Annotated in this window: 29 protein-coding genes and 2 tRNA genes; 11 read left to right on the top strand and 20 right to left on the bottom strand. The window is 68.9% G+C overall.

The window, feature by feature from the left end:
• Window positions 1-149 precede the first annotated feature (149 nt).
• The 4 genes from NGM07_RS14975 to NGM07_RS14960 all read left to right on the top strand — a co-directional run bounded on the left by NGM07_RS14975 (window position 150) and on the right by NGM07_RS14960 (window position 1,343).
• Window positions 150-222 (top strand) — tRNA-Asp (locus NGM07_RS14975).
• Between the two features lie 209 nt (window positions 223-431).
• Window positions 432-848: a group I intron-associated PD-(D/E)XK endonuclease gene (locus tag NGM07_RS14970; protein WP_253513002.1), complete on the top strand. Its 417-nt coding sequence runs from the start codon at window positions 432-434 to the stop codon at window positions 846-848.
• Between the two features lie 81 nt (window positions 849-929).
• Window positions 930-1,002, top strand: a tRNA-Asp gene (locus tag NGM07_RS14965).
• Window positions 1,003-1,163: 161 nt separating this feature from the next.
• Window positions 1,164-1,343 carry a hypothetical protein gene (locus NGM07_RS14960; protein WP_253513000.1) on the top strand — a complete coding sequence of 60 codons (180 nt, stop codon included), beginning with the start codon at window positions 1,164-1,166 and terminating at the stop codon, window positions 1,341-1,343.
• A gap of 11 nt (window positions 1,344-1,354) precedes the next feature.
• Here the strand turns inward: NGM07_RS14960 and NGM07_RS14955 are convergent, their stop codons facing one another.
• From NGM07_RS14955 to NGM07_RS14945, 3 genes are all read right to left on the bottom strand, one after another.
• Window positions 1,355-1,705 carry a fluoride efflux transporter FluC gene (locus NGM07_RS14955; protein ID WP_253512998.1) on the bottom strand — a complete coding sequence of 117 codons (351 nt, stop codon included), beginning with the start codon at window positions 1,703-1,705 and terminating at the stop codon, window positions 1,355-1,357.
• Window positions 1,702-2,085 (bottom strand): fluoride efflux transporter CrcB, encoded by a 384-nt coding sequence (crcB, locus tag NGM07_RS14950; protein ID WP_253520215.1) that lies wholly within the window; start codon window positions 2,083-2,085, stop codon window positions 1,702-1,704. The genes NGM07_RS14955 and crcB overlap by 4 nt, the downstream gene beginning before the upstream one ends.
• 160 nt (window positions 2,086-2,245) lie before the next feature.
• Complete coding sequence (locus NGM07_RS14945) at window positions 2,246-3,385, bottom strand: ATP-binding protein (RefSeq protein ID WP_253512996.1); 1,140 nt, start codon at window positions 3,383-3,385, stop codon at window positions 2,246-2,248.
• Window positions 3,386-3,461: 76 nt separating this feature from the next.
• Between NGM07_RS14945 and NGM07_RS14940 the strand changes: the two genes are divergently transcribed.
• Window positions 3,462-3,923 (top strand): DUF7382 domain-containing protein, encoded by a 462-nt coding sequence (locus NGM07_RS14940; RefSeq protein ID WP_253512994.1) that lies wholly within the window; start codon window positions 3,462-3,464, stop codon window positions 3,921-3,923.
• 16 nt (window positions 3,924-3,939) lie between these two features.
• On the opposite strand, the gene NGM07_RS14935 is transcribed toward NGM07_RS14940, so the two are convergent.
• The 7 genes from NGM07_RS14935 to NGM07_RS14905 all read right to left on the bottom strand — a co-directional run bounded on the left by NGM07_RS14935 (window position 3,940) and on the right by NGM07_RS14905 (window position 10,151).
• Window positions 3,940-4,716 carry a protein-L-isoaspartate O-methyltransferase family protein gene (locus tag NGM07_RS14935; RefSeq protein WP_253512992.1) on the bottom strand — a complete coding sequence of 259 codons (777 nt, stop codon included), beginning with the start codon at window positions 4,714-4,716 and terminating at the stop codon, window positions 3,940-3,942.
• A 26-nt stretch (window positions 4,717-4,742) separates the two neighbouring features.
• Window positions 4,743-5,654, bottom strand: a complete 912-nt coding sequence (locus NGM07_RS14930) for a methyltransferase (RefSeq protein ID WP_253512990.1) — start codon at window positions 5,652-5,654, stop codon at window positions 4,743-4,745.
• 25 nt (window positions 5,655-5,679) lie between these two features.
• Window positions 5,680-6,384 carry a protein-L-isoaspartate(D-aspartate) O-methyltransferase gene (locus tag NGM07_RS14925; RefSeq protein WP_253512989.1) on the bottom strand — a complete coding sequence of 235 codons (705 nt, stop codon included), beginning with the start codon at window positions 6,382-6,384 and terminating at the stop codon, window positions 5,680-5,682.
• A gap of 6 nt (window positions 6,385-6,390) precedes the next feature.
• The gene (locus tag NGM07_RS14920) at window positions 6,391-7,044 is read right to left on the bottom strand and encodes an HVO_0476 family zinc finger protein (protein ID WP_253512988.1); all 654 of its coding nucleotides are present in this window, start codon (window positions 7,042-7,044) and stop codon (window positions 6,391-6,393) included.
• Window positions 7,045-7,225: 181 nt separating this feature from the next.
• Window positions 7,226-8,767 carry a hypothetical protein gene (locus tag NGM07_RS14915; RefSeq protein WP_253512987.1) on the bottom strand — a complete coding sequence of 514 codons (1,542 nt, stop codon included), beginning with the start codon at window positions 8,765-8,767 and terminating at the stop codon, window positions 7,226-7,228.
• A 55-nt stretch (window positions 8,768-8,822) separates the two neighbouring features.
• Window positions 8,823-9,203, bottom strand: a complete 381-nt coding sequence (locus NGM07_RS14910; RefSeq protein ID WP_253512986.1) for a CHY zinc finger protein — start codon at window positions 9,201-9,203, stop codon at window positions 8,823-8,825.
• A gap of 3 nt (window positions 9,204-9,206) precedes the next feature.
• Window positions 9,207-10,151 (bottom strand): aminopeptidase, encoded by a 945-nt coding sequence (locus NGM07_RS14905; protein WP_253512985.1) that lies wholly within the window; start codon window positions 10,149-10,151, stop codon window positions 9,207-9,209.
• Window positions 10,152-10,300: 149 nt separating this feature from the next.
• Between NGM07_RS14905 and NGM07_RS14900 the strand changes: the two genes are divergently transcribed.
• Window positions 10,301-11,314 (top strand): type II glyceraldehyde-3-phosphate dehydrogenase, encoded by a 1,014-nt coding sequence (locus NGM07_RS14900; protein WP_253512984.1) that lies wholly within the window; start codon window positions 10,301-10,303, stop codon window positions 11,312-11,314.
• Between the two features lie 290 nt (window positions 11,315-11,604).
• The gene (locus NGM07_RS14895; protein WP_253512983.1) at window positions 11,605-12,003 is read left to right on the top strand and encodes an Hsp20/alpha crystallin family protein; all 399 of its coding nucleotides are present in this window, start codon (window positions 11,605-11,607) and stop codon (window positions 12,001-12,003) included.
• A gap of 82 nt (window positions 12,004-12,085) precedes the next feature.
• Here NGM07_RS14895 and NGM07_RS14890 read toward each other — a convergent pair whose 3' ends face one another.
• From NGM07_RS14890 to NGM07_RS14855, 8 genes are all read right to left on the bottom strand, one after another.
• Window positions 12,086-12,952 (bottom strand): ATP-grasp domain-containing protein, encoded by an 867-nt coding sequence (locus tag NGM07_RS14890; protein WP_253512982.1) that lies wholly within the window; start codon window positions 12,950-12,952, stop codon window positions 12,086-12,088.
• A gap of 62 nt (window positions 12,953-13,014) precedes the next feature.
• Window positions 13,015-13,356: a VOC family protein gene (locus NGM07_RS14885; RefSeq protein ID WP_253512981.1), complete on the bottom strand. Its 342-nt coding sequence runs from the start codon at window positions 13,354-13,356 to the stop codon at window positions 13,015-13,017.
• 347 nt (window positions 13,357-13,703) lie between these two features.
• Entirely contained in the window at window positions 13,704-14,234 is a 531-nt protein-coding gene (locus NGM07_RS14880) for a 50S ribosomal protein L16 (protein WP_253512979.1), read from the bottom strand.
• A gap of 121 nt (window positions 14,235-14,355) precedes the next feature.
• On the bottom strand, window positions 14,356-16,833 hold the full coding sequence (locus NGM07_RS14875; RefSeq protein WP_253512978.1) for a methyl-accepting chemotaxis protein: 2,478 nt from the start codon (window positions 16,831-16,833) through the stop codon (window positions 14,356-14,358).
• A 140-nt stretch (window positions 16,834-16,973) separates the two neighbouring features.
• On the bottom strand, window positions 16,974-17,573 hold the full coding sequence (locus NGM07_RS14870) for a metal-dependent hydrolase (protein WP_253512976.1): 600 nt from the start codon (window positions 17,571-17,573) through the stop codon (window positions 16,974-16,976).
• A 106-nt stretch (window positions 17,574-17,679) separates the two neighbouring features.
• Window positions 17,680-18,123 carry a hypothetical protein gene (locus tag NGM07_RS14865; protein ID WP_253512974.1) on the bottom strand — a complete coding sequence of 148 codons (444 nt, stop codon included), beginning with the start codon at window positions 18,121-18,123 and terminating at the stop codon, window positions 17,680-17,682.
• 154 nt (window positions 18,124-18,277) lie between these two features.
• Window positions 18,278-19,102, bottom strand: coding sequence for a hypothetical protein (locus NGM07_RS14860; protein ID WP_253512973.1), 825 nt, complete (start codon window positions 19,100-19,102; stop codon window positions 18,278-18,280).
• Window positions 19,103-19,239: 137 nt separating this feature from the next.
• Window positions 19,240-20,118 (bottom strand): hypothetical protein, encoded by an 879-nt coding sequence (locus NGM07_RS14855; RefSeq protein ID WP_253512971.1) that lies wholly within the window; start codon window positions 20,116-20,118, stop codon window positions 19,240-19,242.
• Window positions 20,119-20,259: 141 nt separating this feature from the next.
• Between NGM07_RS14855 and NGM07_RS14850 the strand changes: the two genes are divergently transcribed.
• Together NGM07_RS14850 and NGM07_RS14845 are read left to right on the top strand one after the other, a co-directional pair.
• A complete protein-coding gene (locus tag NGM07_RS14850) occupies window positions 20,260-21,099 on the top strand; it encodes an aldo/keto reductase (RefSeq protein WP_253512969.1) in 840 nt (279 codons plus the stop codon).
• A gap of 118 nt (window positions 21,100-21,217) precedes the next feature.
• Window positions 21,218-21,694, top strand: a complete 477-nt coding sequence (locus tag NGM07_RS14845) for a hypothetical protein (protein ID WP_253512967.1) — start codon at window positions 21,218-21,220, stop codon at window positions 21,692-21,694.
• 82 nt (window positions 21,695-21,776) lie between these two features.
• Here NGM07_RS14845 and NGM07_RS14840 read toward each other — a convergent pair whose 3' ends face one another.
• Both NGM07_RS14840 and NGM07_RS14835 read right to left on the bottom strand, forming a co-directional pair.
• Window positions 21,777-22,445 (bottom strand): TIGR00266 family protein, encoded by a 669-nt coding sequence (locus NGM07_RS14840; protein WP_253512966.1) that lies wholly within the window; start codon window positions 22,443-22,445, stop codon window positions 21,777-21,779.
• A gap of 157 nt (window positions 22,446-22,602) precedes the next feature.
• Complete coding sequence (locus NGM07_RS14835; protein ID WP_253512964.1) at window positions 22,603-22,797, bottom strand: cold-shock protein; 195 nt, start codon at window positions 22,795-22,797, stop codon at window positions 22,603-22,605.
• A 238-nt stretch (window positions 22,798-23,035) separates the two neighbouring features.
• On the opposite strand from NGM07_RS14835, the gene NGM07_RS14830 reads away from it, so the two are divergent.
• Together NGM07_RS14830 and NGM07_RS14825 are read left to right on the top strand one after the other, a co-directional pair.
• The gene (locus tag NGM07_RS14830) at window positions 23,036-23,713 is read left to right on the top strand and encodes a helix-turn-helix domain-containing protein (protein ID WP_253512962.1); all 678 of its coding nucleotides are present in this window, start codon (window positions 23,036-23,038) and stop codon (window positions 23,711-23,713) included.
• 167 nt (window positions 23,714-23,880) lie between these two features.
• A complete protein-coding gene (locus NGM07_RS14825; RefSeq protein ID WP_253512960.1) occupies window positions 23,881-24,111 on the top strand; it encodes a HalOD1 output domain-containing protein in 231 nt (76 codons plus the stop codon).
• The last annotated feature ends 160 nt before the right edge of the window (window positions 24,112-24,271 follow it).

Genomic DNA, 24,271 nt, shown 5'->3' with positions numbered 1-24,271 from the left:
GCCCACTGGTGGCACAGTCTCTATCTGGGTATATATCGTTTGCGGCGGTCACGAACGGGCCGCGGCCCCATCCCGAGGCGGTTCCGCACCTCGGTTTCGTTTGAGAAGCCTTAAGTTCGACCGGGGACAACGCTGAGACGCGTTCGAAAGCCCGGGTGGTGTAGTGGCCCATCATACAACCCTGTCACGGTTGTGACGCGGGTTCAAATCCCGCCTCGGGCGTTCCTTTCGATTTCAACTTCCGAACGAGGAGCGAAGCTTCGAGCGAGTGTCGGAATCCAAGGTTATCCTTGGACCAAATTGGGCCTCGTCCTAGACGCCTTCTGTTGACGTAGTTTCCGAATAGTAGAACGACACCACCACCGTACAGACGTGAGTCGTCTACGACGAGGGCGACTATTTATCACGGAGAAAGAGCCGAAAAGGGGGAGATGACGAACTCGAAGCACACTGGAGACGAAACGGAGGCGAAGGCGATTTACGAACTCCTTTCGGCAGGATACAGTGTCTCAGTTCCATTCGGGGACAACGACAGGTACGACCTTGTCGTTGACGACGACGGTCACTTACTCCGAATTCAGTGTAAGACCGCGTGGAAGAACAAGGCGAATACGATGCGGTTCAACACACACTCACAGACGACCAGAGAAGGGGAGTATCACGAGAGTACGTACCTCGGGGAAGTCGACGCCTTCTTCGTCCGATATCCGGGAAACGGGAAGATGTACTGGATCGGCATCGACGACGCGACCGAACAGAAGATGGAACTCCGCTTCGACGCCGAAATACCCCACCCTTCCATCAACTGGGCGACGGAGTACGAGTTCACCGGGGAGATCCCGTATTAGACCCACGCCATCAGCTACCAATGGTGGACGAAACCGACACTGCTTAATAAGGGCGGGGAATACGTAGAGATGCGTTCGAAAGCCCGGGTGGTGTAGTGGCCCATCATACAACCCTGTCACGGTTGTGACGCGGGTTCAAATCCCGCCTCGGGCGCTTTCTGCAACGAACTAACCGGCGAGCGAGCAGCTTCATCGAATATCTGTCGAAGACTCATCGAGGGACAGCGTTCTCGAGTTCGAGTCACGTCCGACGTTCGTCCGGTTTCTCGTACCCGCGCCCCAAGGAGTAACTCCGAGGGAACCGTCCGTCGAATCGTGACCGAAACCGATTCGAACGCCGACGAGAACGAGGCGTTTCTGGACGAGGAACTGGTTCCGGCGCTCGTGCTCGTCGGCGTCGTCCTGTTCCTCGTCCCCGAACCCGTCACGTCGGCCCTCGGCATCGCTCTCGTCGGTGTCGGCGTCGCGCTGTGGGTGTGGGACCTCGTGCGGTGACCCGACGGCGGTCACCCCAACAGCGCCGCCGCCCAACCGCCGACGGTGACGCCGACCAGCGCGCCGACCAGGTTCACAACCGCGTTTCCGGCGGCGAGTCGCCGCTCGCCGTCTTCGAACAACAGCACCGTCTCGACCGCGAAGCTAGAGAACGTGGTGAACGCCCCGCAAAAGCCGGTGCCGAACAGCGCCAGCAGGGCCGCGCCGTCGGCGAATCCGACCGTCAGCACGCCCAGTGCGACGCTCCCGAGGACGTTCACGACCAGCGTGTCCCAGCGTTCGCCGGGGAGCCACAGACCGACCGCGTACCGCGACAGCGCACCGAGAACGCCGCCGACGCCAACCAGAACGAACGCGTTCACTCCGGCCCCTCCGTCTCAGCGGAGCGACCCGCGAGCGAGCGGACGACCGACCGGCCCGCGAGCACCGCCGCGAAGCCGAGCGCGTAGTTCGCGCCGACGTTCGCCGCCGCCAGCGTGGGCGACAGCGACGCGGTCTGGACCGCGAAGGTGCTGTAGGTCGTGAACGACGAGAGGAAACCCGTGGCGACGACGAGGCGGGCTTCCCGGCCGAGGTGGCCGACGAGGCGGGTTTCGTAGATGACCACCCCGAGCGCGAAGCTCCCTGCGACGTTCGCCGCGAGGGTCCCCCACGGGAATCCGCCGGGGAGCGCGAGCGCGACGGCATGACGGCAGACGGCGCCGGCGAACCCGCCGGCCGCGACGAGCAGCGCGGGCTTCAGCCGCGAGAGGTGGGACGGGTCGCCGGCGGCCGAATCGGTCGCCGGCGACCCGCTTCGCTCGGTCCCGGCCGTCGCCGACTCGTCGCCCGCCGACCGCGCGTTCGTCTCCGACATCGTTTCGTCGTCGACCACCGCCGCGGGCGAGATACCGCTTTCGAAGCTACTCCGGTTCGCATTCCGCACCTCGCGGGTCACGTGCGCCTCGCGCGCCTCCCGCGTCGCGTGCGACGCGGGAGGCGCGCGGGCTCTCGCCGCCGTGGGGCGTCTCCCGTTCCCTGATTCGGACGGCATGGACGCTCTCGGTCGCGTCGTCGACCACCACCGCGTCGCCGGGTCGCTCGGGGAGCCGTTCGGCCAGCGGCGAGGAGACGTAGGTGGGTCGCGCCGCCGCGAGCGCGTCCAGGTCGGCCCGCGAGGTGAGCCGATGGGCGACGAGCAGGTCGGCCTGCGAGACGGCGACCGGGGGAAGCGCGCCGGGACGTTGGGTGGCGGCGACGAAACTCGCGCCCGGTTGGCGGCCGCGGGTCAGGAGCGTCCGGAGAGCGGGACCGGCCACCCCGTCGAAGAAGGCGTGGGCCTCGTCGACGAGCAGCCACGGCAGTCGGTCGAGGTCCTCGCGCTCGGAACGCGAACCGCGTCCCGCACACCGGTCGTACAGCCCGCTCGCGACGGCTCGGACGACGGCGTTGGCGGCTTCGGACGGGAGCGCGGACAGGTCGAGGACGGTCGCGGCCGAGTCGAGGAGGTCGCCCGCCGCGAGGCCGCCGGCGTCGAAGACGCCCCATGACGCCGCGAGCGCGAGGTGGTTGGACGCCGCCCGGCGTGCCGGACGGACCGCCTCGGCGTCGGCGACGTACTCGGTCATGCCGGCGAGGGAGTCACGCTCGGCCGCGGCGCGCCACACGAGCGTCCCCGCGGCCGAGTCGGGGGCGAGGCCAAGCAGGTCACACCACGCTCGGGGTGCGAGTGCATCTGCACTCACACGCGGGCGCGTGACGATGGAAACGTCTCCCTCACCGAGGTCGGCCAGCGACCCGAAGACGCCCATCGGGTCGGCGACGACCGGCGCGACCCCGCCAGTTCGGGCGAGTTCCTCCGCGAGAACGCCGAGCGTGTAGGACTTACCGTAGCCGCGTTTGCCGACGACTAGACCGGCGTGCGGCCGGTTCATGTCGACGCGCACGGTCGCGCCGGGGCTCCCGTCGCGGGCGCGGTACGCCCCGAGGTGGCCCGTAGCCTCGTCTCGTTCCGCGGTCGCGTCGCCGTCGTCCGCGCGCTTCCGTCCGAGGACTTCAGTCACGGCCGAGGTTGGTCCCGGCTTCGCACTTGAACCTTCGCGCGAGGGTTTACATCGGAGGACGGGACCAGAGCGGGGTATGCGTTCGTCACGTTCGCTCCGGCGGCGGTTTCGGTCGGACAGTCGCGGCATCGAAGGCCTTCCGATTCGCCTGGTCATCGCCCTCGTCGTGGGAGTCGCCAGCCTCTCGGTGATGATGAACATGCTGTCGGGACTCAACGGTCTGACCGTCACCGAACTCGACGCGCGCCCGGCCCCGGACGTCATCTCCCCCGACGAGAAGACCCTCGAAATCGAGGTCGTCGACCCCGACGGCAACCCCGTCTCCGACGCGACGGTGGTTGTGCGCGGAGAGACGGCCAGCATCGACGGCGTGCGGACGGCCGAGACGGGAGACGACGGCGTCGCGGAGGTGACCCTGGACCCGACGCTCGGCGCGAACCAGCGGGAGGGAACGCTCGAAATCGGCATCAAGCCGCCCGCGGGAAGTCAGTACGCCGACGAGCGGGAGAACACCGCGATATTGGTCGTAGAAGAGTGACGACTGGCGAAATCGGTCAGCGGTAGCCGTCCCAGTCGATCCACTCCTGCTCCCAGCCGGTGCGGCGTTCGGCGGCGCGCTGGGCGCGCTCGCGGTCCTCGCGCACCGTCCGGTTTCGCTCGATGGCGCCGGCCTGCTCGCCCTCCACGAGGAGCGGTTCGAACGCGACGGTGCCCAGCGGCTGGGCGTGATTGCGCTCGCCCGCCAGCGTGGCGGCCGCGTCGTCGCCGTCGACGACCGTCAGCGTTTGATTGCTGACGCCCAGCGGGATGACGAGTCGACCGTCGGACGCGAGCTGTTCGAGTAGCGCCCGCGGCGGTTCGATCGCTGCGGCCTCGACGAGGATGCGGTCGAACGGCGCGTACTCCGGCAGACCGTCTGCGCCGTCGCGGCAGTCGACGAACACGCCGTCGTAGCCCGCCGAGGCGAGGTTCTCGCGGGCGTCGTACACCACGTGGCGGGTGATGTCGACCGCGTGGACGTTCCGCTCCCCGACGATTTCGGCGAGCACGGCGGCGGTGTAGCCGACGCCCGCGCCGACGACCAGCACCGAGTTCTCGGACTCGACTTCCAGGGCTTCGAGCAGGCGGGCGACGTTGCTCGGCGAGAGGACGCGCGTCCCCCGGTGTTCGTACGACCGGTCGGCGTACGCCTGCCGCTCGTCGCCGTCGCCGACGAACTCCTGTCGGGGAACCGCTCGCATCGCCGCGCTGACGGCGTCGCTGCGCACGACCCGCTTCGAGTCGTGCTCCAGGCTGTCGACCATGTCGTCGCGCAATACCACGGGGTCCATACCCCGACCGTAGAGCCAGAGCGACTTCAATCGCGCGGCCGGAATCCGGTGACGGCCTGCCGGTCGGTGCCGGGAACGTCGCCGACCTCGACGTCTTCGAAGCCGGCTGCGGTGAGCCACTCCCGGAACTCGGCTTCGGTGTAGGTGTCGCCGCGCTCGGTGTTCGCGAGCATGTGGGCCGCGAACAGCGCGGCGTCCGGGGACCGACTACGCACCCGGTCGAGGACGACGACCGCGCCGCCGGGTTCGAGCGCGTCGAAGGCGTTTTCGAACAGTCGGCGGTTCTCCTCGGGGCCGAGTCCGTGGGCGACCCGCGAGCAGAAGACGACGTCGAAGCCGCCGGGTAACTCCTCGGTCGCGTCGCCCGCCACGAGGTCGACCGGTTCGCGTTCGAGCGACGGCCGCGCGACGTCGAGCACCTCGGGTCGGTCGAGAAGGGTCACGTCGAACCCGCGGCGAGCGAACTCCTTCGCGTGGAGGCCGGGGCCGCCCCCGACGTCGAGGACGCGCTCGGCGTCCGGGTTGGCGTGGACGGCCGCGGTGACGCCGGCCCGGACCGTCGTCTCGTCGGTGGCCGCCATCGCGCCGACGAAGTTGACCGTCCAGTCCTCGGGCGGGTCGGGCGGGTCGCCGGTCCGCATCGTCTCGGGGAGTTCGAGCCAGCGGTCGACGCAGTCGAGCGCGTGGGGCGTCCGGCCGACGGAGTGGACGTCGGCCTTGGCGACGAACCCGAGGCCGCGGTTCGTAATCTCGTAGCCGTCGCCGACTCGCTCCAGGTAGCCGAGTTCGACCATCGCGTCGAGCGTGATACGGGCGGCGCGCTCGGTGACGCCCGTCTCGTCGGCGACTTCGGTCGGCGTTCCGGCGCGCGTCGTCACCGCGTCGAGGACGCCCGTCTCGCGGGCGGCCCGGAGTAGCAGGGCTTCCCGGTAGTCCATGTCGGTCGGTAGCGTCGGCGCCGGCTTAATCCTCCTGCATCGGCACGAACCGGACCCGCCCGCGCGTGTCGCGGTCGAGTCCGCCGTCGGCGCGTCGGCGGGCAAAGACGAGTCGCTGGTTGGCGGTGCCAACGGGTGCGAGCAGTCGGCCCTCGGGTCGGACCTGCTCGACCACCGCGTCCGGCAACTCCGCGGCGGCGCAGGTCAGGTAGGCCGCGTCGTACGGCGCGCGCTCGGGCCAGCCCTCGTGGCCGTCGCCGACGCGGACCGAGATGCCGCCGTAGCCCAGGCGGTCTAGTCGCTCGCGGGCCTCCCGCGCCAGCGACTCGTGGTACTCGACGCTGGCGACGTTCTCCGGGCCGACGACCTCGGCCGTGACGGCGGCGTGGTAGCCGCAGCCGGTGCCGATTTCGAGTACCGACTCGCCGGGTTCGAGGGCCAGGTCGTCGACCATCACCGCTACCATGTGGGGCGCGCTGATGGTCTGGCCGTCGCCGATGGGCAGCGGCGTGTCCTCGTAGGCCCGGTCGCGGCGGTTCGGCGGGACGAACTCGTGGCGCGGTACCGCCCGCATCGCGTCGAGTGTCCGCTCGTCGAGGTCCTCGCGGCTCGCGAGGACCTCGACGAGTCGGTCGCGGGCCGCTGCGTACTCGCCACGGTCGTCGCGGTTGCCCCGGCCGCGGTCGTCTCGTTCGCCCCCGTCGGTCGCGTGGTCCCACCCCCGCGTCACGCTAAATCACCACGCCGACCAGGCCGAGGACGTCTGGTCGTCGCCGTACAGCCGTTTGATGTCCTTGGCGAGCGCGGTGTCGCCCTCCTCGCGAAGCGGGTTGAAGTCGTAGCCGTGGGCGTCCTCGCGCACCGCGATGGACTTGACGCGGAACTCCTCGTTGCCGAACTCCTCGACCTTCCCGACCTCGAACTCGCGGTCGCCGGGCACGTCGATCTTGACGCTGGTCGAGTCGTCGTGGCTCCCGTCGTTAGGGTTGATGGTGACGTTGACGCGGACGTTGTCGACCGCGCGGGTCCAGAACGCCTCGACGTCCTCGACTTTCGCCTCGTCGGTCCGGCGCTCCTCGCCGAGTTGGAGGTCGGTGATTCGCACGACCATGATGGCCTCGGGCGTTTCGAGGACGAACTCCTCGCCGACCGCGACGGTCTCCTGCGGCGGGGCGTCGACGGTGGCCGAAAACGACTCTCCCTCCTGGGAGACGATGACGTCGCGCTCGACCTCCTCGTCTTCGTCGGGCGTGACCTTGTGGACGTGACTGCACTCGGTACAGCGGACGGTGGCGCGTCCGCCGCCGGTCGTCAGCACCTCGTGGACCGTCGCCTCGTCGGGCGAACACGACGGACAGGCGACCGGGACGCGTTCTGCTGTCTCGCTCATATATCGGTGGCTACGTGTTCGGAGCGTAAAAACGCGTGGAGTTCCGCGGGCCGCGAACGCCGATGCGGGCGCATTTCCGCGGGAACGACTCGGCGCCGCCGAGTCGTTCCCCAGAGTCGACGGTCACTCGCCGGGAGTGCCGATCACTTCCCCGGGGGCGGTCGTCCGCCAAGAGTACCGGTCACTCCTCCGACGCGACGGTCATCGTCGCCTCGTAGGCCTGCCCGTCGAACCGGAACCGGCGGCGCTTCCTGTCGTAACCGACGACCCGTGACGCGGCGTTCCGGGTCGTCTTCACGACCACCGTCTCGACGCCGGACTCGAATAACGCGAGCGCGTCGCGGAGCGCGCTGAACCGGCGTTGCATCACCTGCTCGGCGACGAGTCGGTCGTCGGCGTTCGCCGCCCTGGTCACCGTCAGGGTCGCGGGTCGCCACTCGTGCTCGGGGTCCGGCGCGTTCACCGTCACGGTATCGCCGTCGCGCGAGGACTCGACGCCCGGCGTCGGTTCGACGGCGACCGACGGCCCCGTCAGTTCGAACAGGGCGGCGTGGGAGTGCTTCCCGCGGGACATGCCGACCTCGAAGGCGTACCGGCCGCCGCCGAGGAAGCCGACCGTGTTTCCGTCGTCGACGTCGACCGCCTCGCTCCCGAAGGCGTAGAGCGTCCAGTCCTCGGTGTCGCCCGGCGGCACCGAGGACATCGGGGCCGGCCACCCCCACGGCGCGACGTGGAACCACTCGCCGTCGTGGAGTTTGTACAGGACCCAGTGGTAGGGATTCCCGGTTACGGGTTCGTCGGCGCGGTTGCGGAGCGTGAAGTCGATGCGCTCGGGGAGGCGCCCGCGCTCGGCGCTCGGTTCGAGGTAGACCGGCGTCTCGGGGCCCGCATCGTGGTACCACCGCGTCCCGGCCTCCATCCCCTCCGAGAGCGCGGGCGGCGACGCGCCTTCGAACCGCGATTCGGTTTCGGGACCGGGCGCGCTCGTCGTCCAGGCCGTAATCGTCACCGACGAATCGTCGTAGCCGCGGAACTCGTAGGACCCGGTCGGACGACCTTCGCCCTCGGCCTGACCGAGCAGGACGTACTCGCCCTCGACGGTTTCGCCGGGTGCGAGGCGGACGGTCGGCGGTAGTTGCGGGGCGACGGTGCGGTCGGCGAGTCGCCAGTAGCCCGCCGGCCCGCGCCGGTAGTTCGGTTCCTCGTTGACCAGTTCGTGGTTCTCGGTCGGGACGAGGTACCAGTTCGAGCGGTAGGTGAGGCCCCGACGGTCGCGGAGTCGGGCGTCGTTGACCTCGGCGAACGGCGGCGTCTCGTTCAGCCTGAAGGTGTTGTCGTAGTCGTTCTCGTTGGTCAGCGTCGCCCGGACTTGCGCCGGGCGGTCGGGGGTCGCCGTCGCCGCGAACGCGACCGAAACCGACGCGCCGTCGTCCGAGCGGTAGGAGGTGGGGTTCAGCGCGAGCGTCCGGTCGCCGGTTTCGAGTTCGACCACGCTCGCCCGGGGCGGCCACTCCGAGTCGCCGTCGGCCGCGGTCGTCTCAGGGTCGTCCGTCGTCTCGGCCGAGTCGGGGTCGGTCGTCGCGGCCGCCTTCGTCGTCTTCCGAGACGTCGTCGCGGTCCGGGTCGTTCCGCCGGACTCCTCGGCCAGTCTGCCGGAACACCCGGCCAGGGCCGTCGCCCCGGCGAGCGAGGAGAGTGAAGCGAGGAGGCGTCGTCGTCGCATGTCGGCGACGATTCGCCGCGGGGGTAAAAGTCTTCAGGAGAGTGAAACAAACGTTTCAGCGTTCGGCGGCGTCGCGGTTCGACTCGAACTCGAAGTACAACTCGTAGTGGTTAGCACAGCCGGGGTTGAACGCAACCCCGCAGTCGGGACACGCGTGGTCGCCGTCGACGAACTCCCTGGCGGTCAGCGTCGACCCGCAGACGCCGCACAGCGCCGCGTCGGTCGAACCGTCGACCGGCAGTCGCTCGGCGTCGTGGTCCGCGAGCGCCTCGTGACACCGGAAACACGGCCAGTAGGCGTCACAGCAGGCGAACCGGAGCGCGACCACGTCGCGCTCCGAATCGTAGTGGGCGCACCGGGTTTCGGGGTCGACGGAGACGCCGCGGACGGTGTGGCCGCCGACTTCGTGCTCGGCCGCCCCGCGGTCCGAGTCCATCGTTCAGGGTCGCGGCAGGTCGACTTCCTCTCCGTCGGCGTAGACGGTCGGCTCCCGGAGGATGCCGTCGAGGTGGATGGGCGCGTCGGTGTCGCCGCCGATGCCCGCGTCGTCGCCGATGGCGACGTGGACCGTGCCGCCGGCCTTCTCGTCGAGCAGGACCGACCCGACGAGTTCCGTGACCGCGACGTTGGTGCCGATGCCGAGTTCAGCGAGGTTGTACGCGGCGTCGCCGACCTCCTCGCTCGCGGTTTCGACCTGCTCGCGGACGTCGTCGTCCGAGATCCGGGTGACGTAGCCGTCCTCGACCTCGAACTCGAGTTCCTGTCCCTCGTCGAGCAGACCGTAGGGCATCATCGTCCCGTCGACGACGTAGGTGCCGGTCGCGGTTTCCGGGCTGACGAACACCTCGCCCGCGGGGAGGTTCGAGAAGTCGCCGGCGTCGTGGACGATGCCGGTGTCGGCGAGCCACTCCCGTGAACCCGGCCGGAAGGTGATGTCGGTGCCCTGGGGCGAGGTGACCCGAACCTCCTCGGCGTCAGCGACCTGTTCGAGCACGTCGTCGCAGTGGCGGGCGATGGCGTCGTAGTCGGCGTCGAGCCCCGTGGTGAACACCTCCTCGGTGATGCCGGGGAGCGTCGCGCCGCGCGCGCCGGCGTCGTTGGCCTTCCCCCGGGCGCGGGTGTGGCTCAAACTCTTGGTCGTGGGTGCGAGGAATACGTCGGCGGCGGCCATCGCGGCCGCCACGGGTTCGGGCGGTTCCTCGCCGTGCTGGACGCCCGGCGGGTACCGGAGGAGGGTGGCGTCGTCGGTCACCTGGCTCGCCACCTCGTAGAGCGCCTCGCCGATGGGCAGACGCCTGTCGTCGGTGACGATGCAGCACGACTCGGTCTCCTCGAGGGCCAGACACTGCTCGATGGCGGTTTCAGCCGCGTCTCGCAGGCTCATGTCCGAGGCGTCGTCCGGCGGGCGGTTAGGTGTTCCCTTCCCGGGCGAATCGCCGTCCCGTTCGCGCACCGACTTACTCGGTGGAGAGTTACTTTTCGGCGCCCCAGCCCCGAAACCATTATGCGCGAGAGCGTCCGATTTTCGGGTACATGGTACGCGTCGGTATCAACGGATACGGAACCATCGGCAAGCGCGTCGCGGACGCCGTCCGCGCACAGGACGACATGGAGGTCGTCGGCGTCGCCAAGACGCGCCCGAACTTCGAGGCCGAGCGGGCCGTCGAGAAGGACTATCCCCTCTACGCCGCCGTCGAAGAGCGCGTCGAACTGTTCGACGACGCGGGCATCGAACTCGCCGGCATGGTCGAGGAACTGGTCGAGGAGAGCGACGTCGTCGTCGACGCCTGCCCCTCCGGCATCGGCGAGCAGAACGCCGAGATGTACGAGGAGTACGACACGCCGGCGCTCTATCAGGGCGGCGAGTCGGCCGACTTCGTCGACACCAGTTTCAACGCCCGCTCGAACTACTCCGACGCCAACGGGGCCGACCACGTCCGGGTCGTCTCCTGCAACACGACCGGACTCTCGCGACTCGTTGCGCCGCTCCGCGAGGAGTACGGCGTCGAGAAGGTCCGGGCGACGCTGGTCCGGCGGGGCGGCGACCCCGCCCAGACCGGCCGCGGTCCCATCAACGACATCGTGCCGAACCCGGTGACGCTCCCCTCCCACCACGGGCCGGACGTCAACACAATCTTCCCGGACCTCGACATCGACACGCTCGGCCTGAAGGTGCCGGCGACGCTGATGCACATGCACAGCGTCAACGTCACCCTCGGCGAGGAAGCCGACGCCGACGAGGTCCGCGAACTGCTCGAAGGCGAGTCGCGCATCTTCGTCATCCCCGACCACTACGACATCGACGGCGCGGGCAAGTTGAAGGAGTACGCCCAGGACGCAGGTCGCCCGCGCGGGGACATCTGGGAGAACTGCGTCTGGGGCGAGTCGGTCACCACCGAGGGCGACGACCTCTACCTCTTCCAGGCCATCCACCAGGAGAGCGACGTGGTGCCCGAGAACGTCGACGCGATTCGGGCGGTCACCAACAGCGCCGACGCCGCAGCGAGCGTCGAGAAGACGAACGCCGCGCTCGGCATGGGCATCTGAACGGCCGAGCGACGGAATTCCGTCGGACGTAAAACGGCGAACGCAGGACGGCGAACGCAGAACGGCCGAGGGCGTCGGTCAGCAACCGACGCCCTCGGCCGGCGCGAGAACGGAGGCGGTTTCAGGGCGATGCGAGCGCGGGTCGATTATCGAGTAATCGGCATCGATGGGTCCTCCGTCGCGGTTCTTCTCGCGCCTCCCCCACAATTCCGGTACCTCAGTATTCAGGTTTCGACGACCCGCTCGCCGCCGTCCAAAACCTTTTCTCCGTCTACTCCCTACCTCGTGTCATGCGACGAGACGACCGCGACGACCCCTTCGACGACCTCTTCCGCGAGATAGAGCGCATGATGAACGAGATGATGGGCGAGAACGTCGACATGCACGTCGAGCGCGGGACCGGCGGCGACGCCGGGTTCGGCGCCGAAACCCACGTCGACATCCACGAGGACGACGAGTCGGTCCGCGTCATCGCCGACCTCCCCGGCGTCGAGAAGGACGACATCGACCTCCAGTGCGACGGCGAGGTGCTGACCATCAGCGCGGCCAGCGACCACCGCGAGTACGACGAGAAGGTCCGACTGCCCGCCCGCGTCGACGAACACTCCGCGTCGGCGACCTACAACAACGGCGTCCTCGAGGTCACGTTCGAGAAGTCGGAGGATTCGGCCGACATCGACGTCCAGTAGCGCGCTCGCAGGGGTTCGCTCTGCGCCGTTTCTTCCTTCGGTCCGGTCGTTTCTCGCGGTCGAGACGCGTTCTTCGCGGTCGTCACGACTCCGCCGTCTTCCGAATCAGCCCCGCGAGTCGGTCGTAGAAGCCGTCGTCGTACTTGGTCGCCGCGTCGACGGTCGGGCGGGCGTTGGTCTCGTTGACGACCGCCCGGTCGCCCGAAACCAGCAGGTCGACGCCGAGGTACCGGATGTCGAGTACCTCGGCGGTGCGCTCGGCGAGGTCCCGGAGGTCCGCGGGGAGGTCGACGCCGGTCGCCTCGGCGCCGCGGTGGACGTTGTGCTTCCAGCGGCCCGCGTCCGACGATTCCGGGAGTCGGCGCTCGACGCCCCCGACGCACTCGTCGTCGACCACCATCGCGCGGTAGTCGACCGCGTCGGGGACGAACTCCTGGACGAGGAACGATTTGTCGCCGGTCGCCCGGTAGTCGTGGACCAAATCGAGGTAGTCGGTCACGCCCAGGAAGGAGTCGGCGTCGCCGACCTTCGCGACGCCGGCCCCGCGCGTGGTCGAGTTGGGCTTGACGACGACCGGCGGGTCGAGGCGCTCGAACGCCGCGAGCAGGTCGGCCTCGTCGGCGGGGTTCGAGACGAAGACCGTCTCGGGCACCGGCACGTCGGCCCGCGACAGCGCCGAAATCACCCCGGCCTTGTTCCGCGAGGTGAGCACCGCCTCGCGGTCGTTGACCCACGGCACGTCGAGCATCGTCTCCAGCACGCCGCCCTCCATCGCCCGCGAGGGGTAGACGAAGCCCGCGTCGAAGTCGTCGGGGCTCCAGGGCGGGTCCGACAGCGGAAACGTCGTCGCCTCGCAGGGGACGTGTCGGACGCGAATCCCGCGCTCGGCGAGGGGGTCGCGCACGCGCTCGAAGGTCTCCTCTCGGTAGGCGACCGCGAGGTCCAGCATACGCTACCGGTGGCAGTGCGTGGGTAAAAAGGTGGGTTTCGCGGGCGGCAATGCGGTCGCGGCTACTCGGTGAGTTCGACGATTCGGCCGTCGGGGTCCCGGAAGTAGGCCGACCGTCCCCAGTCGTAGTCGGCGGGTTCACGGTAGACGGTGAGGTCGCTCCCGCTCCCCGAGACGCGAGCGAACGCCTCGTCGACGTCGTCGACCGCGAACGCGTAGTGGTCCTCGCACGGCAGGTCGCCCTCCTGAGGTTCGTACGTCTCGTGGACGAGCACCCTGACGCCCTCGACGTCGAACAGCGCCATCGACTCCCGCCGAACCACCGGTTCGCCGACGAGGCGCTCGTAGAACGCCGCCGTCGTCGCCACCTCGTCCGAGAATATCGCCACCTCGCGCAGTTCCATACCCCGACTTATCATAGCTCGACAAATTACTTTTGGTGGATACGAGAACCGAACGCGACCGCTAGCGCCAGCCAGCAAACCGTCGCGGGCGCGATACCGAACTTCCCGCGTTGCAGCGAGCCTTCGGCTTCTGCGTGAGCGAAGCGAACGCAGGCTCGTCGGAGCTTCGCTCCGACGGTGCGCGCACCAGAAGTCGAAGATGCGCCGAGGCCGAGTCGCCGCGGCGACTCGGCCTCGGCGCGTGTCCTTTTTTGGTCCAGATTTTTTCGAGGAGCGGTAGCTGGCGTGCCGTGAAGCGGCACGTCAGCTACCCGACGAAGAAAAAAGGTGGGAACAAAAGGTGGGTTTCAGGAGATCAGGAGCTCTTCGCCGCGCTCGACCTTCACGCGGCACGGCGGCGAGATCTTGTTGTAGGCGCGGCGGAACGCGTCCTTGACGACGGGCGCGTCCTCGGGCTGGCACCACGCGGTGAAGATGCGGTCGTTGCGCGGGATGCGCGCGGCGGTGCCGACGACCTTACCGAAGGCCTGTCGCATTCCGTCGGAGACACGGTCCGCACCCGCGCCGGTCGCCTGCTTGTTCTCCCGGATGACGTGGTGGGGGAACTTGCGGAGAATCATCTTGTAGTTCTCCTGGCCGAGTTCCTTGAGCAGGTAGCGGTTGGCCGACAGGCGCGAGGCTTCGAGCGCGCCGTGGCGGAGCTGGCACTCCTCCTCGGTGACGAGACTGATCTGGACGGGGTAGTCGTCCTCGTCGGTTTCGACGCTGCCCATCTTGTGCTGTGCGATCTTCGAACCGGGGATGCCGGTGATGTACTCGCGTCGCGTGTACGCCGGCTTACTGATTTCCCGGTACATCGAGGCGGGTTTGTCGGACATGGTTATTACTGGTGTCTGAGGGTCACTTCGCGGATAAACCCTTCGAAGCGAGGGCAACGATGGCCCTCACACACACGGTCGGGATCGCCGAGTCGCCCGGGACCACCGATTCCGTCCGAGGTTACCGGTCGTCGCGGTCGGCCGGGGATTCGACGTATTCGAAGCCGTCGGCGTCCCCGCTCCCGTCGCCACCGTCTCGCGGAGCCGCATCCTGAACCCCGCCGTCGCCCCGCACGGGCCGCGACGCCTCTCGCTCGACGGTGTCGTCGACGGCCACGTCGAACTCGCCCAGTAGCGCCCGGAGGCGCTCGGCCCGGTCGGCCACGTCGGCGACGTCGTCGGAGACGGCCGCCAGCGCGGTGGTCTGCTGTTCGGCCGCGCTCGCAGCCTCGTCGGCCTCCGCGGCGGTCTGCTCGCCGATGGACGCGACCTCCTCGACCATCGCCACCACCTCGCCGGCCGACTCGGCCTGGGACTCGGTGGCGTCGCTTATCTCCTGGAGGCCGTCGTTGGTGCGCTCGACCGCGGCCGCGACGTCGTCGAGCGCCTCCAGGGCGGCCTCGACCGTCTCGGCGCCCTCCGAGACTCCCTCGCGAGTCTCTCGAATCTCCGAGACGGTGGTTTCGGTCCGGTCGCGCACCCGGTCGATAGACGCCTCGATGTCGTCGGTCGCCTCGCGGGTCCGGTCGGCGAGGCTCTTGACTTCCTCGGCGACCACCGCGAAGCCCTCGCCGCCCGCGTCGGCCCGGGCGGCCTCGATGTTGGCGTTGAGCGCCAGCATGTTGGTCTGCTCGGCGATGTCGGAGATGAGGTCGACGACTTCCTCGATGTCGGCCATCTCGTCGTCGAGGCGCTCGACCGTCTCGACGGTGGCGTCGACGTTCGATTCGATGGCGTCGAGTTCCGCCAGCGCCCGGGTCGCCGACTCGCGGCCCGCGTCGCCGGTTTCGGCGGCGGCGTCGGCCTGGCCGGCCACCTCGTCGGTCGCCGAGGATATCTCCTCGACGGTCGCCGAGAGGTCGTTCATCTCGGCGGCCGCCTCCCGGAGGCGGCGGTCCTGGGCGTCTGCGCCGTCCGAAATCTCGCGGACCGACTCGCTGACCTCGGTGCCGGCGCCCTCGACCTCGGCGGTGCGGTCGGTCAGGCGCTCGCTGGCGGCGGCCGCGTCCTCGCCGAACGACCGGACGTGGAGGATGGTCGCCTCCCACTCGTCGAGCATCTCGTTGAACGACCCGGCGACCTCGGCCATCGCGTCGCTCTCGGTTTCCTCGTCGAGTCGCCGGGTGAGGTCGCCCTCGGCGCACTCGGCCATCGCGTCGCCGTACTCGGCGGCGGTCGCTTCGAGTCGGTCGTTCATCCGGTCCGCGCGCTCGCGGGCGCGCTCGGCCTCGCGGCGCTCGCGTTCGGCCTCCTCGCGGGCGGATTCGGCGGAGTCCTGGGCCGACTCGGCCGCCCGTATCTGCTCGCGGATGGAGGCTCGCATCCCGTCGAAGGCGCCGTAGAGCCGGCCGAGTTCGTCCTCGCGGGTCGTCTCCAGTTCCACGTCGAGGTCGCCGTCCTCCATGGCTCCGGCCTTCGCCGCCAGAGTCCGGAGCGCGCGGGCGGTCCGGCGGCCGAACGCGGTCGCCACGACGCCGAGGACGAGGACGGCGGTCAGCACCGTCGAGAGCAGACTCGTCGCGACCGCGTCGCGCATCGCGTAGGCGCTCGCCTTCGGCGCGTAGGTGACGACCACCCAGTTCGACCCGTCGACCGGCGCGTACGCCGCGACCGTTCGCTCGCCCGAGACGAATCCGGTGCGGTCGCTCTCGGCGCCGTCGGCGACGACCGCCGACTCGTTGATGCCCGCCGCGCCCCCGCCGGAGTCGCCGGTCGCGCTCCCGTCGCCCGACCCGCCTTCGTCGCCGGACGCGCTGTCGAGGATGGTCCGACCGTCCTCGTTCAGGACCTTCGTGTACCCGCCCGCGACGGTCTGGTGGAGGCTGTCGGCCCGACCGGCCAGCGTCGCGGTCACGACGACGGCGTGGTCGTCGTTGCCGGGGACGGCGCTGACGAACGCGACGACCGTCTCGTCGCCCGCGACGCTCTCGTAGGGCGTGGAGACGAGGACGTTGCTGGTGTCGCCGAGCCAGTAGCCCAGCGAGTCGTCGGCCCACGAGACGTTCGCCGTCCGGAGGTCGGTGCCCGCGGTCCCGTTGGCGGAACTGGCGACGACCGTCAGCGAGTCGACGTTCACGAAGTGCATCGCCACCACCTCGTCGGGGTAGCTCTCTTCTTTCGCCCGGAGGTACTGGTCGACCGCGGTCGCGTTCGTCGAGTGGAACGCCTCGGCGTCCGACAGCGTCCGGGTCTGCAGACGCACGTTCGAGAGCCACTCCTGGAGGCCGTCGGCCTGCAACTCGGCGGTCGAGACGAGTTGGTCGCGGGCCTGCCGTTCGACGGTGTCCTTCGCGGAGACGTAGTTGTACGCGCCGACCCCGCTCGTGACTATCATGATGAGCAGGACGGCGGCGAAGAACTTCGCCGCGAAGCGCGTTCGAACCGCGGTCGGCACGAGCGCCGCGGCCGCCGACCGGAGCCGATTCGAGATGTCACTCATTGGCACGGAGGATACGGTCGGACGGGTTAAACGTTCCCCAATTTGACCCGACACGCCCGTGATACGTTCGAGGCCCGTGCGGTCGAGTGCGACGGGGCCGAGAAGCGCGACGGACGGTCGGCCAGGTCGAATCGACGGCCTCAGATGGAAATCGGGAGGCGCGCTCGCACGCCGTCGGGCAGTCGCTCGACCAGCGACTCGCCCGCGTCGACGAGGGGTTTGCGGAGCGCGACGTAGCCGACCGAGACGCCGAGCAACGCGAGCGCGACGAACTGCGAGAGGCGGTCGTAGGCCGCGGCCGGAACCGCGAGCGCGGCCGCGAGCAGGAGGTCCTCGGGCGCGCCGTCGTAGCGAATCAACCGCCGGGGGTGAATCCATCGACCTCGGAAGTGGTCGTACACCGCGCGCTCGGAGGTGGCTTCCCACGGCCGAAGTTCGAGGCCGCCGCCCAGCGCGTCGCTGGCGGCGTGGGCCGCGGCCGCCGCGAGGAAGGCCGCGGCGGCGACAGTGAGCGTCGTCGGCGCGAGTGCGGCGAGCGCGACCGCTGGTAGCGCCGCGAACGCGTTGTAGACCGGGAAGTGGAGCGTCTTACGGTGGACGCCCGGCAGCGGCAGGTCGAGGTCGGGAAACAGGCCGCCGGCCGCACCCGCGGCTATCGCGACGGGCGCGAACTCGGGGGCGACGAACAGCGCGACCGCCCCCAACAGCATGCCGAACAGGGCGTGGGTGGTCGCCATCATGCGTTCTGGTCGTCGAACCGTAGGGACGCGTCGAATATAGGGCTGACGCGCCGCGATAACGCGTCCCGTCCGAGCAGGGGTCGGAGCGGAGAGTCCGGAGCGGAGGTCAGGGCCGACCGAACCGCCGGCGGCGACGGACGTACCCGCCGGCCGCTCCCGCGACCGACCCGCCGACCGCCAGCGGGACCGCCACCACCAGCGCGAGCGCGACCGTCAGCCCCATCCCCGGGACGAACACCGCCGCGACGAGCGTCGAATCGCCGGCCCGGACGACGGCGAAGAGGCCGCCGTCGGTCAGCAGGCGGAACACCGTCGGCACGACGAAGAAGAGGTAGCTTACCACGAACCCCGCGGTCGCACCCGCGCGTTCGCCGGACGACCGCACGAATCCGGCGAGGAACGCGCCGGGAAACGACGAGACGAACAGGACGACCGATTCGAGCGTCGCGGACGGTTCCGAGAGTCCCGCGAGGCGAGCCACCGCCGCCGCGACGACCACCGCCGCGACGGAAGCTGTCAGACCGCCGAGTAACGAACCGCGTTCGAACACACCCTCGATTCGGACCGACGGGAGATAACTAAACGGTGCATAAACGCGAGGTAGCGGTCGGTCGGACGGCCGTTCGCGGGGACTAAAACGGTCGCGGAACGACGGCGGCGGTGCTCGAGGAAGAGGTTGGACGGGAGTCGCTCGGGCAGAGTTATCAGTCGAAGGTCACCAGAATCAGCGTCGACAGCACGGCCCCCTCGACGAACCCCGCGCCGTGGGCGAAGATGTTCGTGAACGTCCCGTCAGCGAGGGGATTGGCCGGGAACAGGCCGTACACCAGCCAGACCAGTAGCGCGAGCACGAGCGAGACGAACGTCAGGTCGAGGCCGACCCGCCGGAAGTGCGCGCCGGGGAGCGACCGACCGCGGGCCTGGAACGCGATGCCCGTGACCGACAGCAGGAGGCCGCCAACCACCGCAAGGCCTTCGAGCACCGCGACGCGGTCGGCGTATATCCAGAGCAGTTCGCCGAGCAACAGCAGGACGGCGAACTGGCCGACGAAGAAGGCGGTCGCGCGGGAGTAGACGGTCCGGAGTTGGACCGCGAGCGCGGCCAGCAGGAAGCCGCCGAAGCCCGCGACGACGCCCGAGAAGCCCCTCGAGACGGGCGATGCGCCGGGATAGCGCGCCTCCAGCAGGGCGTAGCTCGTGAGGTTCACCGCGACGGGGAGGACGACGAGGAAGGCGGGGACGGTCCGGCGGAACCACGACCGGCGGTCGGCGTGGAGGCAGACGAGGTAGGTGACGACCGACAGCGAGACGAACCCCGCGACGTTGTTCAGCAGGTGGGCGCGGCCCGCGTGGACGTAGGCGGCCGTGAGCAGCGAGGCGGGGGCGAACGCGGAGTGGTCGAACGCGAGGCGGTCCTGGACCGCCCCGGGGACCGCGAAGTGGACCGCGACGAGGAGGACGCTCACCGCCGCCACGACCGCGAGGTCGGCGGCGACCGACGACCGCGAGTACCCCAGAAGATCGCTCATCGCTTCGAGGTAGGCGGGCGGTCCTCAAAAGACTCGCCCCCGGGAGCGGGGCGGTTCCGTCTCGTCGAACCCCCGAACGAGGAACGGTTACGGGAGTCGCCCGAACGCACCCCGCGTCGGTCGCGCGACGGGAGCGATCATCGACCGACGAACCGTCTGTAGAGCGTCGTCCGGAGTCCGTACGCCAGATGCCCGGCGGTTACGAGCGCCAGTACGACCGATACGAGGGGCAAGGCGAACGCCGGGACGAAACCGAACGGAGAAACGCCGACCGCACCGAGTGCGACCGTCGCGAGCGTCGTCGCCAGACTGAACCCGAGAACGGACACGAGAAAGGCGGCGACGAACTCCGCGGAGCGGTCCCCGCCGCCCCGGGAGTCGGTGAGCACGTAGCCAGCGCACGCACCGAGACACACGACCGCGACGATTCCCGGCCCGCCGTCGAGGCTGTAACTGTCCCGCGTCGCCGCGAGGTATCTCCCGTAAGCGACGAAACCGATGACCCCGAGCGCCAGTCCGACGAGAGCGCCCTTCACTGCGCCGAGCAGTCGACTTCGATGGCGACGATACCGCGCCGCATCGACTCGATAGGCGAGCAGGTACGAGCCACCGGCGACGAGGACTGCGACGAGGGTCGGGAGGACGAAAAACGGCACCGTGAACAGTCGCTCTCCGAGTAACCACTGGAACGCCATCGTCGGGACGATGGCGAGCGCCCATCCGACGAGGAGCGACCCGACGAACACCGCACGGTTGCGGTGGGCCGAATCCGACGTCGCCGCGCGGCCGCTGGACACCCAGCGGTATCCTCCGATTCCGCCGACGAGGAGACCCAGCGGGACGGCGAACTGGACCGACGTCACCCACCGAGGTGGCAAGAACGCGTCGGTCGTCGCGCGGTAGTAGTTTCGGAAGAGTCGACCGAGCGTATCGAGGAGGAACGCCTGGACTAACCCCCACTGGAGGGCCGCGAGGAGTGCCCGTTTCTTCGTGGAGGGAGCGTCGGAGGGCGGCATAGTTCGGGGTTCTCCACCCCGTAGTTAAACCCCTGCGGATGACGGCTCGCCGTCAGAACTGCCGCGTACGGTACCGTCGAATCGCTCGCCCGCAGAACCGCTTGCCAGAACGACTATTGAGCGCGCGACCGGACGCCACGTATGGTCGAGAACCAGAGCGACACCTTCGACATCGGCGGCGAGGAGACGGTCCACCGCCTCGGGTACGGGGCGATGCGACTCACCGGCGAGGACATCGTCGGCCGGCCGGACGACGAGGAGGCGGCCCGCGACGTGCTCCGGCGGGCGGTCGAACTCGACGTGGACTTCGTCGACACCGCCGACTCCTACGGGCCGGGGGTCAGCGAGCGCATCATCGGCGAGACGCTCAACGCCGACGACGCCGTGGTTGCGACGAAGGCGGGCCTGCTCCGCAACCGGAGCGGCGACTGGATTCCCCACGGAGGCCCCGACTACGTCCGCAACCAGGTGCTCTGTAGCCTCGACCGTCTGGGCGTCGACAGCATCGACCTCTACCAGCTTCACACGCCCGACGTCGACGCACCGCTAGCGGACGTGATGGCGACGTTCGGCGAACTCAAGGACGAGGGACTGGTCGACCACGTGGGCGTGAGCAACGTCGACGTCGACGAACTCGACGAGGCTCGCGACGAGGTGGAAGTCGCGACGGTCCAGAACGAGTACAACGTCGGCAACCGCGAGCACGAGGACGTCCTGGAGGCCTGCGAGGACGCCGGTATCGGGTTCATCCCCTACTTCCCCATCGGGGGCGGCGACCTCGGCGAAACGGGCGAGGTGCTCGAAGACGTGGCGGAGAACCACGACGCGAGCGCCCGGCAGGTCGCGCTAGCGTGGCTCCTCCAGCACTCGCCGGTGACGCTACCGATTCCCGGCACCTCCAGCGTCGACCACCTCGAAGAGAACGTCGGGGCTTCGGAACTCGAACTGTCCGAGGACGAGATGAACCGGTTTAGTGAGTAGCGATGCGCGCACGAGGGCGAAGCCCGAGTGCGGGCATCGAAGGGACGAGCGGCGAAATCGAAAGCGGGGGCAACGGTTAACCGGACCGGCCGCCACGGAGCAGGGGAGGATTCGAAGAATGGGGGACTCGGAGACGCGGTTTCCGACGGTGACGGGACAGAATCTGGAGGCCGAGGAGTTGCGGCTACCCGCCGACTTCGAGGGCGAGTTGAACCTCGCCCTGCTGGCGTTCGAGCGCCGCCAGCGGCCGATGGTCGAGACGTGGCTCCCGTTCGCCGCCGAACTCGACGGTCGATTCGGCTGTTTCGAGTACTACGAACTGCCGACCATCGCGCAGTGGTACTCGCCGGTTCGGGGCGTCGTCGCCCGCCGGATGCGGGCGGGCATCCCCGACCGCGAAACCCGCCAGCGGACCGTGACGCTCTATCTGGACACCCAGTCGTTCCGGGACGAACTCGACCTGCCGACCGACGAAACCGTCTACGCCCTGCTGGTCGACGCGGCGGGCGAGGTGGTCTGGCAGGCGCCCGGCCCGCTCACCGAGGAGAAGGCCCGCGACGTCGAACGAATCGTCGCGGAAACCGCCGTGGTGTAGGTGGGTAGATGCCACCGTTCCGGCGGTCGATGGCGATTCGGCGGCGCGGTCGCGCCGCCGAATCGCCGGATACCGACCCAACTCAGTTCCCGCCGGTCGACCGGACGAACACCAGCGGGTCGCGGGTCTGGAGCCAGACGGTGCCCGACCCCGAGAACCGGGTCACGTAGCCCTCGCCGCCGAGTAGCGCCGACTTGATGGAGCCGTCTCGCTCGCGGGAGAGGTCCAGGCCGTCGGTCCAGGCGACGAGGTGGTCCTCGTCGACGATGACCGGGTCGTCGGCCGAAATCTCGCGCTCGACCACCGCGCCGTAGGCCGAGAGGAAGGCGGTGCCGTCGCCCTCCATGGCGAGGACGGTGAGTTCGCCCGACGAGAAGAAGTTCCGCGACTCGTTCATCGCGGTCGACTTCTCGACGCCCTCGGTCCACGCGAGCGGCGACCCGGACTGGACCTTGATGCGGCCCGTCTCCGTGAGGTCGATGGGCGTCACGTCGCCCGGCGCGTCGGGCGCGAGCAGGACGTGGCCGCCGTCCGCTTCGGCGACGAACGCGTTGGAGGTCATCTCGCGCTCGTCGGAGATGGCCCGCGAGAGCATCCCGGTGACTCCCTCGCCGCCCGCGATTTCGGTGTCGGCGGTGACGGTCGCGCTCCGGGAAACCATCGCGCCGGGTTTGGCGTCGATTCGCTCGTCCTCGTCCAGCGTCACGTCCAGGACGGCGTTGCTCGGGCGCTTGCGGATGTCGTAGCGCATGCCAATCCGTCGGTCGGCATCCCACATAAAGTCTCAGTTACGTGACTGGCCCGCCGGACCGGACGGTCACGGGTTAGGTCGACTTCGGCCACAGCCGCGGCTCGCTGGCGCGAATAAAGGAAAATCGGGGTCGTTCGTACTGAAAGTCCGAACCGACTTAGAGGCGCTCGACGTTGGTCGCGCGCGGGCCCTTGGGGGCCTGCTCGATGTCGAATTCGATCTCCTGTCCCTCTTCGAGGTCAGGGCCGCCAACGTCCTCCATGTGGAAGAAAACGTCCTCGTCCGCGTCCTCAGTCTCGATGAAACCGTAGCCGCCAGTGTCGTTGAAGAAGTCGACCTTACCTTTCGCCATTGCATCTAACGAGAGTGGCGGCTGACGGATAAGACTTCCGAGTGACCGATTAGCACGGAACCGAAGACGTGGCGGGAAAACGGGAGGTGCCGGCCCCGAACCCGAGTCAGGTGGGCCGACCCGGTCCGGGCGGAGCGGACTCTACCGAGACGAATTCGAGACGGAGAGGCCCGAACCGGGCTACGCCTTACACGTAACGCAGAGTCCCTATCCCATTCGACCGCCTACGTGGAGGCGAATGGAGAACGAGCGTGGCGTGGACGCCAACTCGGTCGAACTCACGTTCGAGACGACGGACCAGAGTAGCTTCTTCGTCGAGGCGTCCGAGCGCGCGACGTGCGATGTCGTCGGCGAGGAGGTGATTCGGCGGGCCGACGGCCGACTCCTCGAGTTCCTTCGGATTCGGGACGCCGACCCTGCCGAGATAGCGGCGGTGGCGGCCGACTCGTCGACCGTCGAGCGAGGCCGGACGGTCCGTCGCGACGGCGACGAGTTCCTCTACAAGGTCGTGGTTTCGTCCGACTGCGTGGCCACGACGCTGGCCGACGCCGAGGCGGTCCTGAAACGCGCCGACGCCACCGACGGCGTCGGTACCGTGGTGGTCGGCGTCCCGCCGACCACCGACGTCCGAACCGTCGTGGAGGCGTTCGTCGACGCCCACGACGCGAGGCTGACGGCCAAGCGGAGCGGGACGGCCCTCCTGTCGTCGCCCGACCGCGGGATGGCGCTCCCCGAAACGCTGACCGAAAAACAACGTCGCGCCGTCAAGACCGCGTTCGCGGAGGGCTACCTCTCGTGGCCGCGGACCAGCACGGCCGAGGAGTGTGCGGCCTCGCTCGGCGTCTCTCAGCCGACGTTCAGCCAGCACCTCTATCTCGGACTCGAGAAGATCCTGACCCGATTCTTCGAATCGTAGCGCCGTCTCACCGACCTATCGTGATAGGCGATGCGCTCAGGGACGCCGCCTCCGTATCACGGACGTCGGAAAGACGGCTCCTCGCGGTCGACCCCCGAGAGAGTCCTCGTCCAACTATGACAGGCACGATAGATTCAGAGCCGACTAGCGACGCCGAACCTGTGGTATTGTCTCGGGACGAACGAACGGACGCGGAGGCCAGCCAGCGCGTCGTGACGGCGGTGGCGGCGGCGACCGAGAAGGACGTCGGGGAACTCGAACCGCTCTACTACTCCGTCGACCCCGACGCGCTCAACGACCTCTTCGCCGCCTCGCGCGGCGACCTCGTGGTCGAGTTCACCTACGAGGGGATGGACGTCACGGTCGGACCGGACGGCGCGGTCACGGTCACCGACTAGGACGACCGACGCTGGACGCTCGCGAAGAGGGTCGTTTCTCCGCGCGTCGGACGGTCGTCGCCTATTTTCGACCATTCCGACCGTTTTTGGCCGTCTCGATAGTCTTCGGCCGGGCTGGCCACTCTCGGCCGTCCCGACCACTTTCGACCGCCGTCGCTCC

It is taken from the genome of Halorussus vallis (genome assembly GCF_024138165.1).
GTDB classification, from domain to species: Archaea; Halobacteriota; Halobacteria; order Halobacteriales; family Haladaptataceae; genus Halorussus; species Halorussus vallis.
The sequence above is the reverse complement of the archived record's forward strand: the minus strand, read 5'-3'. Positions and strand labels throughout refer to the sequence as shown.